The sequence below is a fragment of the Halomonas sp. AOP12-B1-6 genome (assembly GCF_052379225.1).
GTDB classification, from domain to species: domain Bacteria; phylum Pseudomonadota; class Gammaproteobacteria; order Pseudomonadales; family Halomonadaceae; genus Vreelandella; species Vreelandella casei.
The window spans coordinates 167,132-181,520 of the sequence record NZ_JBQSYK010000001.1 but is presented as its reverse complement, the minus strand read 5'-3'; the positions used below and the strand labels follow the sequence as shown (position 1 = coordinate 181,520).

Below are 14,389 nucleotides of genomic sequence, written 5' to 3'. Positions count from 1 at the left end.
TACCATGTGTTTGGCCGTCACTATTACTGCAGTTAAACAAAAAAAGTGGAGTACTACATGCGCCTTAATAAACTCACTCTTGCTATTACGCTTGCGACCGCAACCAGTATTGGCATTGTTAGCACCGCGAATGCCAGCACGGTGATTCGCGTGGCTTATGGCAACCAGCCAGGCGAGCCGGTGGACGTTGCTGTCAACCAGTGGGCCGAATGGGTGAACGAGGCTAGTAACGGTGAGCTGGAACTGAAAGCGTTCCCCGCAAGCCAGCTAGGCTCGGAAACCGACGTAATGGAGCAGGCGCGGTTTGGCTCAGCCATTATTTCGATTACCGCCTACAGTAATTTTCTTGACTCGGTGCCTGATCTAGCCGTTTTAGATGCGCCGTATTTAAGCGAAGACTTCGACTCTAAGCTCAAGGTTTTTGACTCCGAGTGGTTCGCTGAGCAAATGACCCTGCTGCAGTCGTCCGGTTATCACATTGTCATCCCTAATGCGGTGTATGGCGTTCGCCATTTGCTCACGCGTGAGCCGGTTAATACGCCGGAAGACCTCGACGGTGTAGGCGTGCGCGTACAGAACTCGCAGATGTATGTTGAAGCGATTCGCGCCATGGGCGCAACGCCGACGCCTATGTCGCTGGGTGATGTCTATCCCGCCTTGGCTCAGGGAATGGTCGACGGTGTCGAAAACCCGGCTGCCGTGCTTTACGGCGGAAAATTTTATGAAGTGGTCAAGCACCTGAGCTTAACGGCGCATATGCATACCGTCGCGCCTTTCGTTACCGGCCAGGCCTTCTGGGAACAGCTTGATGAAGAGCAGCAGCAAATTCTGACCGATACAGGCCAGCAAATGGCTGAATACCTGGCTGAGCTTGTTGCTGAAGATAGTGAGCAGGCGCTGGAGAAACTGCGTAGCGAAGGCGTGGAGATTCACGAAATAGATACCGCTCCTTTCCGTGAGCGGGCAGCCGAGCAAATTCCCTCCGCTTTTCCGCAGTGGACTGACGGTCTTTACGACAACGTCTACAAGATTATCAACGGCTGATTAGCGTGTGATTTTATGGTTCCCCGGCGTGCCGGGGAGCCTAATCGAGGAGGCTGGTATGAAGCGTATTTTTACGTGGCTGGATCGGGTCATGCGCCTTGATGAGGTTATCGCCACCGCCGCTGTTTTTGCTCTTTTCCTGGTGGCTATTAGCAACATATTTATGCGCTATCTATTTGGTTCGCCGCTGGCATGGACAGAAGAGATACTCCAATTGCTGCTGGTCTGGGCCACCTTTTTAGGCGCCAGTGCGCTGGTAAGGCGCCGTGAGCATGTGTTTATCAGCTTCGTTACTGACAAGCTTCCACCTCGCTTAGCACATTGGAATGAGCAGGTGTTCAGCGTTGGCATCATTTTGATCAGTGCCTTGGTCATGTTGTATTGGGGAACTCAGCTGCTCAGCTTCTCAGCGTTTCGCAGCACGCCGATGCTGCAAATTCCCTATTACTGGATTCACGTAGCTATCCCTGTCAGTGCGGTGGTGATGATTTATCACTGTGTGGTCCGGCTGATTCAGCGACATACACCATAGGAGCTCAATCAAATGGCTGTGAGTATTGCTATTGGCGCACTGTTTTTACTGTTTCTTGTAGGGACGCCCGTCGCCTTCGCGCTGTTTTTTTCTACGTTTCTGTACTTCATTGTCGGGGCCGATCAGCCGACGATGTTGCTGATTCAACGTCTGGCAGGGGGCTTGGAATCCGTATCGTTATTAGCGATACCGTTTTTCATTATGGCCGGCGTGTTCATGAACTATTCCGGCATTACGGACCGGCTGCTTAAATTAGCAGAGCTGCTGACACGGCGTATGCACGGTGGTTTGGCGCAGGCCAACGTTCTGTTAAGCACCTTTATGGGCGGGCTGTCTGGCTCTAACATTGCCGATGCCGCGATGAACTCAAAACTGCTGGTGCCTAGCATGACCGCCAAAGGCTATCCCAAGCCTTTTTCCAGTGCAGTAACGGCAGCTTCATCGTTAATTACCTCTACAATCCCCCCCGGTATTGCATTGATTGTCTATGGCTACGTCAATAACGTATCGATTGGGCGGCTATTTCTGGCAGGGGTTGTGCCCGGCGTGTTAATGGCCATCAGCTTAATGGTCTTGGTATCTTATTTATGCCGTCGGAATAACTATCAGCCGCCTGAGCGCAGCAAAGTGACGCGCCATGAATGGGTTAGCGTCACGCGGGCTGGCATCATCGCCTTAATGCTGCCACTGGTTGTGATCGGGGGTATTCGTATTGGTGTCTTCACGCCAACTGAAGCTGGCGCTATTGCGGTGCTCTATGCGCTGATTGTGGGTGTCTTCGTTTACAAGCAGATGTCGGTCAAGAGCATTGCACTGGCCACCAATGAGTCACTGTTGGCATCGGTCAATGTGCTCTTTATCATCGCTGTCGCTTCGGGCTTTGCGCGTTTTCTTACCTGGGAGCAGATCCCTCAAGAAATCGCTATGCTGCTGTCTTCAGAGGTCGGTAGTGCCATTGTCTTCCTGCTGTTGGCCAACTTGCTGTTGCTGGTACTGGGAATGTTTTTGGAGGGCAATGCGATATTGATTGTGCTGTCTCCGTTATTAGCCCCTGTGGCTGCTCAGTTCGGCATCGATCCGGTTCACTTTGGTATCATTTTTATCATTAATGCCACGATTGGAACCATAACGCCGCCTTTAGGCACGGTCATGTTCACTACCTGCAGCATCACTGGCGTCAAGGTTGCGGACTTTATACGTGCGGTCATGCCATTCTGGATGGTGATGGTAGGCATACTGCTACTGACAACCTTTGTGCCAGCGATCTCTCTTGCCCTGCCCGCGTTAGTTTTCTAACCGCTCTGTGTATATCCCCCGCTTGTTTAAATAGATAAAGGCGCAGAAGATTCTTCTGCGCCTTTATCCTTGAAATTGCCACATTCAACCACCGACGAAACAACCGTTCGGGTCTATGATGTGTCATACGCATTGGACGATTTAACAGACGTGAGTCGAGGTGGCCGTTATGACAGGAAACGTTCGAAATACTGCGGTTCTGGGCAGTGCTGTTTTGCTAGGCGGCCTTCTCGCGTTAGGGCTAGTATGGAGCGGCAGCTACATCAAAGGTGCCGCTGAGGTATGGCAGCAGTCGTCGCGTAGCGTCACCGTGCGAGGGTTGGCCGAGCGAGACGTCGAGGCCGACTTGGTATTGTGGCCGTTTAACTACACGGTGAGCGCCAATAGTTTAAGCGATCTAGAGCAGCAGCTAAGCAGCGGCGAGGGGGCGATTCGAGATTTTCTTCAGGCTCAAGGCTTTGCCCCAGAGCATGTGAGCTCGACACCGCCGAGAATTACCGATCAATTCAGCAATCAGTATGGTGCTCAGCGCCCGGATGAACGCTATCGCGCAGAAGCGACGCTGCTGCTGCGCTCGCCCGACGTTGAGGGCGTGATTGAAGCGATTCCTAACGCGACCTCGTTAGTGCGAGAAGGCGTACTGCTTTCACCTAGCTACGAATACCGCACGGAGTTTCTGTTTACGGGCCTGGATGCCATTAAGCCAGAAATGATTGCGGCCGCAACGGCAGATGCGCGTAACGCTGCACAGCAGTTTGCTGAAGATTCGGGTAGCCAAGTGGGTCAGATACGCCAAGCGACCCAAGGCTACTTTTCGATTGACGATCTAGATAGCTACACGCCGCAAACCAAGCGCGTGCGCGTTGTGACTACGGTCGACTACTCGCTTCAGGATTGAGCCTTACAGCGTTGCTATTAGCCGGTGTAATCGATGACGGTGATGGTATAAAACGTATAGCCGTTAGGCGTAAGCACCTTCGCTTCTTCACCGACCTGCTTACCTAGTAGTGCTTTGGCCATGGGGGCATCGATACTAATCCAGCGCTTTTTGGTATCGATCTCATCGTGGCCAACAATTCTAAGATGTACCTGCTCACCTTTTTCATCTTCCAGGCTCACGTAGGCACCAAAAAATACTTTGCTGGTGTCGGCGGGCAGGCGGTCGACAATTTGCAGCTCATCCAAACGTGTCGTCAGGTAGCTAATACGCGCAATCACGCGATTTAGCTCTTTCTTATTGTAGGTGTAATCAGCGTTTTCACTGCGATCGCCCTGAGCGGCAGCTTCGCCGACTTTGGCAGAAATTTCCGGGCGTTTAACGCGTGAAAGGTGATCTAAAATAGCGCGTAAGCGTGAAGCGCCCTCGCTGGTAATCAGGTTGCTCTTAGGGGCTTGACGCGGATCTTTTGCTGGATCGCGCCAGCGGGTCATGTTGCGGCCTTTCATTACCGGTTCCCTATTATGTATCGAGCTATCTACCTTACGTTAATTGCGGGAAGCATACCAAGCAACATGCGACTGGCGAATCATTCAAACGTTCGTTACATTGTTGGAGAGGCCCGCCGTTGTTAGGTCTCCACGGGACAACAATAATTTAGGAGCATGTATGCGAACTCTGTCTTTTGCACGTCTACCTTTAAAGCGTTCATTAATGGCCATCCTCATTGGCAGCGCGCTTACGCTGTCACCTCTTGCCGCCAAGGCCTTTGAAGGCGAGCTGTTCTCGCTGAAGAATCGCTGGGAACATACCGTTACCGACATGCCCGCGAATGAGCGGGAAAGCACGCTGAAGGCGCTGGCGGCAGAGGCGGGGCAGTTGGCGGAGCAACAGCGCGATAACGCCGACGTGCTGGTTTGGCAGGGCATTATATTGGCGTCTTATGCCCGTGAACGGGGCGGTTTAGGTGCACTGGGCACCGCGGGCGATGCTCGTGATGTGCTTGAACGGGCAATTGAGATTGATCCCCAGGGTAGCAACGGCTCGGCTTATGTCACCCTAGGTGCTTTATACGACCGTGCACCGGGGCGCCCCATCGGTTTTGGTAATAGCGATACCGCCGAGCGGATGTTCCAACGTGCTTTAGAGATTCGCCCAGACGGCATTGATGTTAATTATTACTACGCTGCTTTTCTAAAAGAAGAGGGCAATGAACAGGCCGCGCGGGAGCATGCACAGCGCGCGGTGGAAGGTACCGCCCGCGATAGCCGACAAGCGTCTGATGAAGCCTTGCGCCGTGATGCGCAGGCAATGCTAAGCGAGCTTTAACCTATCGCCTGAATTGGCATTCCCAGTGGCAAGCATTGATAATAGCGTCATTATCATCACTGGGAGTGCCTCATGGCGACCCGCTCTAAGAACGTATCTTCTCCAGGCTCCGCGCAGCCAGCCGCTCCTTTTAAGAACACCACGCTTAGCGTTGCGCTGTTAAATAGCGACGACGTTGAGCTGTTCAAGCGTGAAACGCTGCACCAGGGGTTTTTTCGCCTCGATGGGCTAGAGCTTCGTCACCGCCTATTTGAAGGCGGTTGGAGCGAGCCTATGCGCAGAGAAGTGCATAGCCGCTTTGATGCGGTAGGGGTGCTACTCTACGACCCAGAGCGCGATTCACTGGTGTTAATCGAGCAGTTTCGTGCGGGCGCCATTGACGATGCTTTATCGCCATGGAAGTTAGAATTTGTGGCCGGCTTAGTGGAAAAAGGCGAGTCGCTGGAAGACGTTGCCCGCCGAGAGGCGTGGGAAGAGGCAGGCTGTAAAGTGACGGAGCTAACCAAGCTGCACACTTATTACCCCAGTCCCGGTGCCTGCAACGAGCAAGTGACATTATTTTGTGGTTTGGTAGATACCCAAGGATTAGGCGGCATCCATGGGTTAGATGAAGAGCATGAAGATATTCGTGTCCACGTGGTGCCCTTTGCTAATGCTTGGGAACTCTTGGGCCTGGGAAGACTCGACAACGCCATGTGTTTGATTGGGCTACATTGGTTAAATAGCCAACGAGCGTCGCTGCGAGCCGCGTCACAGCGGGCGTCGACCTAACGTAAAATACATGCAAAAGCGAAAAAACGAGGAGTGAACATGGCGAGAACGGCCTATGTCACCGATTTAAAATCGCTCCAGGGGGAGTGCAGCGCCAACTACTTACGCTTGGTGCGCCTGGTCGGCGATATGGAGGCCGGCCAGCGACGTGATATCGCCCTGCGGGGAGATAAGCAGCATTTTGGTGACTTACATCTTTATATTCATGAGCAGGCGCCTTACACCACGATGGTGGATGTTTTTCAAAGCGGGCCGCTAGATACCGTCATGGAAAGCCCGCGTATGCGCGTGCATCTTTATCACGATGTACGCATGGCTGAAGTGACCGATTTTCAACGCGAGCGCCATTTCAACGGCCGCTATCGGTATCCCAATGCCCGCATGCATCAACCGGATGAAAAGCTTCAGCTAAATCGCTTTTTAGGTGAATGGTTGGCCCATGGCCTTGCCCACGGCCACAGCATTGACGTGCCGGAGATTCCCTAATGCGCCTTGTGCAAATTACCGATGCCCACCTTTACGCTGATATCAATGCGCGTTCTCGGGCGGGCGTGCCCTGGCGGCAGTTTCAGCAGGTACTAAGCGCGGTGGCGGATGAGCAGCCTGATATCGTGCTATTCAGTGGCGATATCAGCCAAGACGAGTCCGCCGCTTCTTATGCCTTAGCGGTTCAGGCCATGGACACTCTGCCGTGCCCCTGGTATTGGCTGCCCGGCAATCATGATCAGCTGGCGCTAATGACCGCCGAGCGCCCGCTGATTGAGGACGTAGCATGTGGTGCATGGCGTTTGCTGCTGCTTAATACGCGCGTGGAGGGCAAGCCTTTTGGGGAGCTGGGCAACGAGCGGCTAGCGGCATTAGACGAGCAGCTAAAAGCAGATGATCGGCCGACGCTGATTGTGATGCACCACCCGCCGGTGGACGTTGGCGCCGCGTGGATGGACGCCATTGGCCTGCAAGATAGAGAAGCTTTTTGGCAGCTGTTGAGCGCGTATCCTCAGGTTAGGATCATCCTGTTTGGCCATGTACACCAAGCCTATGCTCGGCGTCATGAAATAAGTAGCCATGAAGTGGGCCACCATGAAATAGGCGTATACGGCTGCCCGGCAATGGCCGATCAGTTTTTACCGGGGGCTGAGCATTTTGCGATTGATGAAGCGTCGCGGCCCGGCTATCGGGTGATCGACCTAGACGGAAGTGAGTGGCAGACCTGGGTCGAGCGAGTCGCGGTATAGCTAATTTATGGCTATGAATATCTCGATAGGCGATAAAGATATAAAAAGATAGTTATTAATTCTTTTGGGTTATTATGGGCTCGGCGTTACCCTACCTGCATTCGAACGTACATTTTAAGAACGTACACTGTATTTTATAGCTTGTACGACGAGCTAGTTCTTGCGAGGTATGGGCCATGACCCAATTTTCTACACTGTCCTCAGAGATACCGTCTTCCAAGACGGTATCTTCAGCGTCGCTGCGCGAGGTTTCTGTTACACCTGACGCCGCGCGCTTGACCCACCTTAAGCAATTAGAAGCTGAGTCTATCCATATCATTCGCGAAGTGGCGGCTGAGTTTTCCAACCCGGTCATGATGTACTCGATCGGCAAAGATTCTTCGGTCATGCTGCATCTAGCGCGCAAAGCTTTTTATCCCGGTACGCCGCCATTTCCGCTGATGCACGTGGACACCACGTGGAAATTTCGCGAGATGATCGAGTTTCGTAACCGCATGGCGGCAGAAGCGGGTATGGAGCTGATCGTGCATACCAATGAAGAGGGGCGGGCCGCTAATATCAACCCGTTCGATCACGGCAGCGCTAAATACACCGACATCATGAAAACTCAGGCGCTCAAGCAGGCGCTAGACAAGCATGGATTTGATGCCGCTTTTGGCGGCGCGCGCCGCGATGAAGAGGCGTCGAGGGCCAAAGAGCGCGTTTACTCATTTCGCGACAAATATCATCGCTGGGATCCTAAAAATCAGCGCCCTGAGCTGTGGAATGTGTATAACGCCAAGGTCAATAAAGGCGAGTCAATCCGTGTGTTTCCGCTTTCCAACTGGACCGAGCTGGATATCTGGCAGTACATCTACCTAGAGTCGATCCCTATTGTGCCGCTGTACTACTCGGCCAAGCGCCCGGTGGTCGAGCGCGACGGTATGCAGGTGATGGTTGACGATGATCGCCTGCCGCTGGCGCCAGGTGAAGTGCCGGAACAAAAGTCCGTGCGGTTTAGAACGCTTGGCTGTTATCCGCTGACCGGTGCCGTCGAATCCGAAGCCGCGACGCTTCCAGAAATTATTCAAGAGATGCTGCTGACCCGAACGAGCGAGCGAAGTGGCCGTGCTATTGACCGCGATCAAGTCGGTTCGATGGAGAAGAAAAAGCGCGAAGGCTATTTCTAAAGGCTATTTCTAAAGGAGTAGGGCTAATGTCACATCAATCGACTTTAATCGCTGACAATATCGAGCAGTATCTGCACGAGCACGAAAACAAAGACCTGCTGCGTTTCATCACCTGCGGCAGCGTCGACGACGGAAAATCTACCCTGATTGGGCGTTTGCTACACGATTCGAAAATGATCTTCGAAGATCAGCTGGCTGCCATTACCCAAGCCTCTAAAATCAATGGCACCACCGGTGATACCGTCGATTTGGCGTTGTTAGTGGATGGCTTGCAGTCAGAGCGCGAGCAGGGCATCACGATCGATGTGGCGTACCGTTTTTTCTCCACCGATAAACGCAAGTTTATTATCGCCGATACGCCGGGGCACGAGCAGTACACGCGCAACATGGCCACCGGTGCCTCAACGGCGAGTCTGGCGATTATTTTAATCGATGCCCGCTACGGCGTGCAGACGCAAACTCGTCGCCATAGCTTTATTGCCGACCTGCTGGGTATCCAGCATTTGGTGATTGCGGTCAATAAAATGGATTTGGTGGGTTTTTCCGAGCAGCGTTTTAACGAAATAGTGGCTGAATACCGCGCGTTTGCCACGAACCTTCAGGCGCCGGACATTCGCTTTGTGCCTATGTCCGCGCTTAATGGCGATAACGTAGTTAATCGCAGCGAGCAAACGCCCTGGTACTTCACCGCCGACTACCAAGGGAAAACGCTGATTGAACTACTTGAAAGCGTTGAAATTAGCCGCGATCAGAATCTCAGTGATCTGCGCTTGCCAGTCCAGTACGTGAACCGTCCAAATCTTGATTTTCGCGGCTACTGCGGCACCTTAGCGGCGGGCGTATTGCACTCTGGGCAAGCTATTAAAGTGCTGCCTTCGGGTAAAGTGTCCACGGTGGCAAGAATCGTGACCTTTGATGGTGATCTCGCGGCGGCTTATCCAGGCCAGGCAATTACCGTTACCTTGGAAGATGAGATCGATATTTCACGCGGCGACTGGATCGTGGCCGCGGAAAGCGAGCTGCCGCTCTCAAATACCTTTAAAGCCGATATTGTCTGGATGCAGGAAGAGGCATTAACCCCCGGCAAGCTTTACGATTTCAAACTAGCAACGCGCGATCTTTCCGGCCAAGTCAGTACCATTGATTATCAAATCGATGTGAATACGCTAGAAAAGCATGCCACGGACTCGCTCGGGCTCAATGCTATCGCTCGTTGTGATGTTGAATTGACCGCCGCTATTCCAGTTGATGATTATCGCACCAGCCCTGGTACCGGCAGCTTTATCATCATTGATCGGCTGACCAACGTGACTGTCGGTGCTGGAATGATTAGGGGAGCCGCCGGTGAACCTAGCGTTGCGGCCAATGCAACCGACTGGGCGGCCTTTGAACACGACCTCAATGCGCTGGTTCGAAAGCATTTTCCCCATTGGGAAGCTAACGATATTAGTAAGCTGTTAACGCGATAAACCGCCATGGGCTATTAATAAATAGCTCTAAAGTGCAGTTTTTAAAAGCGGCATACAGCAAAACGGCACGCCCTGAGGGCGTGCCGTTTTGTTTAGGCGGGAAAGGGTTACTCAGCGTTAGGGAAAAACAGTTGCTGCCCATCGACTTCGAAATCGGCAATCGCTTGCTGACCTTCTTTAGAGACTAGCCATTCGTGCCACTGCGCGGCGAGATCATGCTTCAAGTGCGGGTGACGTTCTGCTGAAAGCAGCAGGCTACCGTATTGGTTGAACAGCGCCTCGTCACCTTCAAACAGCAGCGTTAAGTCCTGCGGGTTTTCAAACGCAACCCAGGTAGCGCGGTCGGTGAAGGTGTAAGCATCCATTCCCGCGGCGGTGTTTAGCGTGGGCCCCATGCCGCTGCCCAGCTCACGATACCACTCACCTTGCGGTGTTATTCCAGCGTCTTCCCACAACCGTAGCTCTGCGCGGTTGGTTCCGCTATCGTCACCGCGCGAGGCGAAAGGAGATTCGCTTTCAGCGATTTGCTGCATGGCATCGACAACCGTTTCGCTGTCACTAATGCCGGCGGGGTCATCACTGGGGCCCACAATCACGAAATCGTTGTACATCACATTCAGGCGTTCCGTGGCGTAACCGTCGGCCACAAACTGCTCTTCACCTGCCGTGTCGTGAACCAACAGGCTATCGGCATCGCCACGACGACCTATTTCGAATGCTTGACCGGTGCCTACGGCCACGACGCGTACGTCAATTCCGGTTTTTTCAGTAAACGCGGGAATAATGGCGCCAAACAGGCCCGAGTTTTCAGTAGAGGTCGTCGAGGCCAGCGTAATGTAGTCATCGTCTGCTAGCAGCGTGCCGCTCCACGTTAGGCTTAGAGCGCCAGCGGTTATCAGTGCGGTAGTCTTATTCATTGTAGTGCTCCTTGAGCGCTGCTCATCATTGCCAGGATTTATCCATGCTGTATTTCATCAATGCTATGGTTCATCAGTGCTAATGTGAAGCAAAGCCAGCGTTACCAGACCAGCTCGCCGCGAATAAACGCGCTTGCTTCGCGGGAGGCGGGTGCGGAAAAAAACTGCTTGGCGGGGGTGTGTTCAAGCAAATGCCCATTATGCAGAAACACGACGTCATCGGCTAAGCGGCGTGCTTGGTGCAGGTCATGGGTGGACATCACGATGCGTGTGCCTCGGCGATGAAACTCGAGCACTGCATCTTCAACGGCCTTGATGGCCGCGGGGTCTAGTGCGGAGGTAGGCTCATCGAGAAACAGTACCTGCGGATTCAGCAGCCAGGCCCGCGCTAGCGCTAGTCGTTGCTGCTCCCCGCCAGATAGTACCCGCGCAGGGCGCTGCGCTAAATGCGCTAAACCAAACGTATCCAGTGCCTGCATGGCCTGGGCTTTGCGAGAAATACTGTGACCTGCTGTGCGGTTGAGCGCTGGCCGCAACGTTTTGTTAATGGCGAGGACATAGGTGAGATTATCAAGCGCTGAGCGACGCAGCAGCACTGGGCGCTGAAATACCATGGCCTGAGTAGGGGCTGTGCCTTGCCAACCCACAGCACCGCTGGTGGGGGGCAGTAAGCCATGAGCTAGGCGCATTAGCAGGCTTTTTCCTGCACCGTTAGGGCCCATGATCAGCGTACGCTGGCAGCCCGATAGGCGAAGCGTGGTGGGCTTTAGTAACGTATGGCCACGATGCGTGAACGCAGCGCCGTCAAATGCAAGCGTCGCCACCGGAGGCGGTTGGCTTGCATTCATCCCAACCTCTTTTTGGCCGTTTCGCCGATCATGTGCGCGATAGCGTTAATCATCGTCACCAGGATGAGTAAAATAATCCCTAAGCCGAGCGCCATGGGCAGATTGCCCTTGCTGGTTTCTAAGACAATGCTGGTAGTCATCACGCGAGTGACTCCATCGATATTGCCACCTACAATCATGACCGCGCCTACCTCTGCGCTGGCGCGGCCAAAGCCCGCCAGAATGACTGTTAGAAGCCCAAAGCGCGCATCCCACAGCAGCGTTGGAATCATGCGTGGGCGGGTCAGTCCTAATGATTGCAGCTGCTCGGCATACTCGCCATGCAGCGTTTCAATCTGCTGGCGGGTCAGTGCGGCGATGATGGGCAGTACTAAAATGACCTGGGCGATGACCATGGCGGTGGGCGTAAATAGCAGCCCCCAGCTGCCTAATGGGCCGGCGCGTGAAAGCAGTAGATACACGCACAGCCCTGCTACGACGGGTGGCAGTCCCATTAATGCATTGAGAACGATGATAACGGCATTACGCCCTGGGAACCGCCAAAGGGCGAGAGCCGCACCTAAGGGCAGCGCTAATAGGCCGGCGATCACTACCGCCATGAGTGATACCTGCAGTGACAGCATCACGATGGAAATGAGCGCGCTGTCCATACTCAGAATGAGAGCGAGGGCAGTGCTAAAGGCATTGTCACTGGTTAGCATAGTGGCTGGTTGGCATGGAACGTAGGCATCATTCTTATGTGTAATTAAGCATGATGTACTGAACAGCCCATAATTGCACACCCGACGGGCATTAATTGTGCATCGTTATTCATCAGCGTTAAGCGATTAGCAGGAGTGCTTGACGCTGTTACTATATACGCCAAACTGATATTGGACGGCTGCCGTCTATCATCACGAAAAGGAATGCATGATGAATCAATCATTGAATGGCCCCGTTTACGCTGGTCAACACGCTTGATGGGCTTAATGCGCCGGTGGGCAAGCTTTGTAAAAAGGGTAGTGCACATTATTGCCAAGCCTATTAAGGGCGACAGTGGCCGTGGTGGCATGGTGGTTCACCCCTATCGAGGTTATGGCTCGCAGAATGAAGTGTTTGTCATGGGGCGAGTCTTTCGTCAGGCTGCCTTAGGCCGCGCTATCCCTCGGCATGGAATGCTGCGTGATACTGCCGACGTTGCACGCCGGATTTTTCGTCGCGGCCTGGCCCATGCCCAGGTTGAAATTCATCTTGGCGAAAATCAACTCTGTGTCGGCACCGATCGGGATGGCTACTTCGACATGCATCTGCCGATCAGTCATACCCTGCCTATTGATGTATCGTGGCATCGTGCCGATATTCTGGTCCATTGCCAGGGCGAGACGCCGGTACGTACTCACGTTGAAGTCTACGTACCACCGCCTGAAGCGGACTTACTGGTGATCAGTGATATCGACGACACCGTCATGTTCACAGGCGTGGCGGAAAAGCTTAAAATGCTTTATCGCCTGTTTGTAAAAAAACCCCACCGCCGTACCGCGTTTCCCGGCGTAGCAGCGCTTTATCAAGCGCTTCATCGTGGCGCTAGTGAACGCATCGAAAGGCCCATTTTGTATGTCTCCCGCGGCCCTTGGGCAATTTACGAAATGCTTGAAATCTTTTTTCAGATTAATCGTATTCCCGTCGGCCCTATTCTGTTTCTTCGCGAGTGGGGGATCTCTTGGCGCCGCCCCTGGCCGCGTCGTGCAGAAGACCATAAGCGTGATCTGATCGACCGAATGCTTACCCTTTACAATGATATGCCGTGTATTTTAATCGGCGACAGTGGGCAGCACGATCCAGAGGTTTATATCGAGATCGTGAAAGCCTACCCGCATCGTATTAAGGCTATTTACATCCGGCGAGTTGATAAAGACCCTGAGCGTGAAAAAGCTATTCAGCGGCTGCGTGATGAGCTGGCCGGTACCGAGTGTGATTTGGTGCTAGCTGCCGACAGCGTGCTGATCGCGGAGCATGCTTACGCTCAGGGCGATATCTCAGCCCATGGCCTAGCGGCGGTGAAGCGCGATGTTGAAGAACATCGCAACGATCCTGATCCTACCTAAACAGCTTGGGGCACTGAGTCTGCCCCTTCATTTGCGGTGAATTGCCATGGTCGTTGTGTTAATCGTGCTGGCGCTGGCTATTTTTGTGCTCCCCAATGTATGGGCTAAGTGGGTGCTCAAACGACATACGCGTGGCCGGGATGACTACCCTGGAACGGGGGCTGAACTTGCTGAACACTTGCTGCGTCGACTAGGCGTTCAGGGCGTTAACGTGGAACGCACTGAATATGGGGATCATTACGACCCAGAAGCGCGCTGTGTGCGTCTTTCGCCTGATCATTATGATGGCCGATCGCTAACGGCGGTGACGGTGGCTGCCCATGAGGTTGGTCATGCCATTCAGCATCATCAAGGCTATTCACCGCTGCTGGCACGCAGCCGTTTAGTTGGGGTCGCCCAAAAGGCTGAGAAGCTTGGCGCTATTTTAATGATGGCCGCGCCTTTTCTATTCCTATTAACGCGGCTGCCTGGCGGGCTGGCAATCGTGGTTGTATTGGCGGTGATCAGTTTCGGTACCGCCGCGCTGGTGCATCTAGTGACGCTTCCCGTGGAGTTTGACGCAAGCTTTAACCGGGCGCTGCCGCTGCTGAAGGAATACGTGCCGCCTAATGACATGGCCGGCGCGCGGCACGTGCTTACCGCCTGCGCTTTTACCTATGTGGCGGCATCGCTCGCCAGCGTCATAAACCTAGGCCGCTGGCTGGTGATTTTACGGCGCTGAGCCTAACCGTGTTTCCTGACAATAGTTTATTGAAAAT

Annotated in this window: 16 protein-coding genes; 12 read left to right on the top strand and 4 right to left on the bottom strand. The window is 53.6% G+C overall.

Annotated elements, in window-relative coordinates; genetic code table 11:
- Positions 1–57 precede the first annotated feature (57 nt).
- From ACT3TR_RS00860 to ACT3TR_RS00845, 4 genes are all read left to right on the top strand, one after another.
- Positions 58–1,044, top strand: a complete 987-nt coding sequence (locus tag ACT3TR_RS00860) for a C4-dicarboxylate TRAP transporter substrate-binding protein (protein ID WP_444624751.1) — start codon at positions 58–60, stop codon at positions 1,042–1,044.
- Positions 1,045–1,102: 58 nt separating this feature from the next.
- Positions 1,103–1,576 carry a TRAP transporter small permease gene (locus tag ACT3TR_RS00855; protein WP_096280974.1) on the top strand — a complete coding sequence of 158 codons (474 nt, stop codon included), beginning with the start codon at positions 1,103–1,105 and terminating at the stop codon, positions 1,574–1,576.
- A 12-nt stretch (positions 1,577–1,588) separates the two neighbouring features.
- Positions 1,589–2,872: a TRAP transporter large permease gene (locus tag ACT3TR_RS00850; RefSeq protein WP_096280972.1), complete on the top strand. Its 1,284-nt coding sequence runs from the start codon at positions 1,589–1,591 to the stop codon at positions 2,870–2,872.
- A 169-nt stretch (positions 2,873–3,041) separates the two neighbouring features.
- Positions 3,042–3,770, top strand: coding sequence for an SIMPL domain-containing protein (locus tag ACT3TR_RS00845; protein ID WP_444624752.1), 729 nt, complete (start codon positions 3,042–3,044; stop codon positions 3,768–3,770).
- Positions 3,771–3,787: 17 nt separating this feature from the next.
- Here the strand turns inward: ACT3TR_RS00845 and greB are convergent, their stop codons facing one another.
- A complete protein-coding gene (gene greB, locus ACT3TR_RS00840) occupies positions 3,788–4,318 on the bottom strand; it encodes a transcription elongation factor GreB (protein ID WP_096280968.1) in 531 nt (176 codons plus the stop codon).
- 160 nt (positions 4,319–4,478) lie between these two features.
- Between greB and ACT3TR_RS00835 the strand changes: the two genes are divergently transcribed.
- The 6 genes from ACT3TR_RS00835 (at position 4,479) to cysN (ending at position 9,782) form a co-directional block, all read left to right on the top strand.
- A complete protein-coding gene (locus tag ACT3TR_RS00835) occupies positions 4,479–5,138 on the top strand; it encodes a TRAP transporter TatT component family protein (RefSeq protein ID WP_444624753.1) in 660 nt (219 codons plus the stop codon).
- 72 nt (positions 5,139–5,210) lie between these two features.
- On the top strand, positions 5,211–5,909 hold the full coding sequence (locus tag ACT3TR_RS00830; protein ID WP_096280964.1) for an NUDIX domain-containing protein: 699 nt from the start codon (positions 5,211–5,213) through the stop codon (positions 5,907–5,909).
- A gap of 39 nt (positions 5,910–5,948) precedes the next feature.
- A complete protein-coding gene (locus tag ACT3TR_RS00825; RefSeq protein ID WP_096280962.1) occupies positions 5,949–6,395 on the top strand; it encodes a DUF1249 domain-containing protein in 447 nt (148 codons plus the stop codon).
- Positions 6,395–7,144, top strand: a complete 750-nt coding sequence (locus tag ACT3TR_RS00820; protein WP_444624754.1) for a phosphodiesterase — start codon at positions 6,395–6,397, stop codon at positions 7,142–7,144. The genes ACT3TR_RS00825 and ACT3TR_RS00820 overlap by 1 nt, the downstream gene beginning before the upstream one ends.
- A 176-nt stretch (positions 7,145–7,320) precedes the next feature.
- On the top strand, positions 7,321–8,313 hold the full coding sequence (cysD, locus tag ACT3TR_RS00815) for a sulfate adenylyltransferase subunit CysD (protein WP_444624755.1): 993 nt from the start codon (positions 7,321–7,323) through the stop codon (positions 8,311–8,313).
- A gap of 26 nt (positions 8,314–8,339) precedes the next feature.
- On the top strand, positions 8,340–9,782 hold the full coding sequence (cysN, locus tag ACT3TR_RS00810) for a sulfate adenylyltransferase subunit CysN (RefSeq protein WP_444624756.1): 1,443 nt from the start codon (positions 8,340–8,342) through the stop codon (positions 9,780–9,782).
- A gap of 107 nt (positions 9,783–9,889) precedes the next feature.
- On the opposite strand, the gene ACT3TR_RS00805 is transcribed toward cysN, so the two are convergent.
- The 3 genes from ACT3TR_RS00805 to ACT3TR_RS00795 form a co-directional block, all read right to left on the bottom strand.
- Entirely contained in the window at positions 9,890–10,699 is an 810-nt protein-coding gene (locus tag ACT3TR_RS00805; protein ID WP_441686556.1) for a substrate-binding domain-containing protein, read from the bottom strand.
- A gap of 101 nt (positions 10,700–10,800) precedes the next feature.
- A complete protein-coding gene (locus tag ACT3TR_RS00800) occupies positions 10,801–11,547 on the bottom strand; it encodes an ATP-binding cassette domain-containing protein (protein ID WP_441686557.1) in 747 nt (248 codons plus the stop codon).
- Complete coding sequence (locus ACT3TR_RS00795) at positions 11,544–12,248, bottom strand: ABC transporter permease (RefSeq protein ID WP_441686558.1); 705 nt, start codon at positions 12,246–12,248, stop codon at positions 11,544–11,546. Before ACT3TR_RS00795 ends, ACT3TR_RS00800 begins: the two co-directional genes overlap by 4 nt.
- Positions 12,249–12,515: 267 nt before the next feature.
- Between ACT3TR_RS00795 and ACT3TR_RS00790 the strand changes: the two genes are divergently transcribed.
- Together ACT3TR_RS00790 and ACT3TR_RS00785 are read left to right on the top strand one after the other, a co-directional pair.
- Complete coding sequence (locus tag ACT3TR_RS00790; protein WP_441686561.1) at positions 12,516–13,631, top strand: App1 family protein; 1,116 nt, start codon at positions 12,516–12,518, stop codon at positions 13,629–13,631.
- 46 nt (positions 13,632–13,677) lie between these two features.
- Positions 13,678–14,352 (top strand): zinc metallopeptidase, encoded by a 675-nt coding sequence (locus tag ACT3TR_RS00785; RefSeq protein ID WP_444624757.1) that lies wholly within the window; start codon positions 13,678–13,680, stop codon positions 14,350–14,352.
- Positions 14,353–14,389 lie beyond the last annotated feature (37 nt).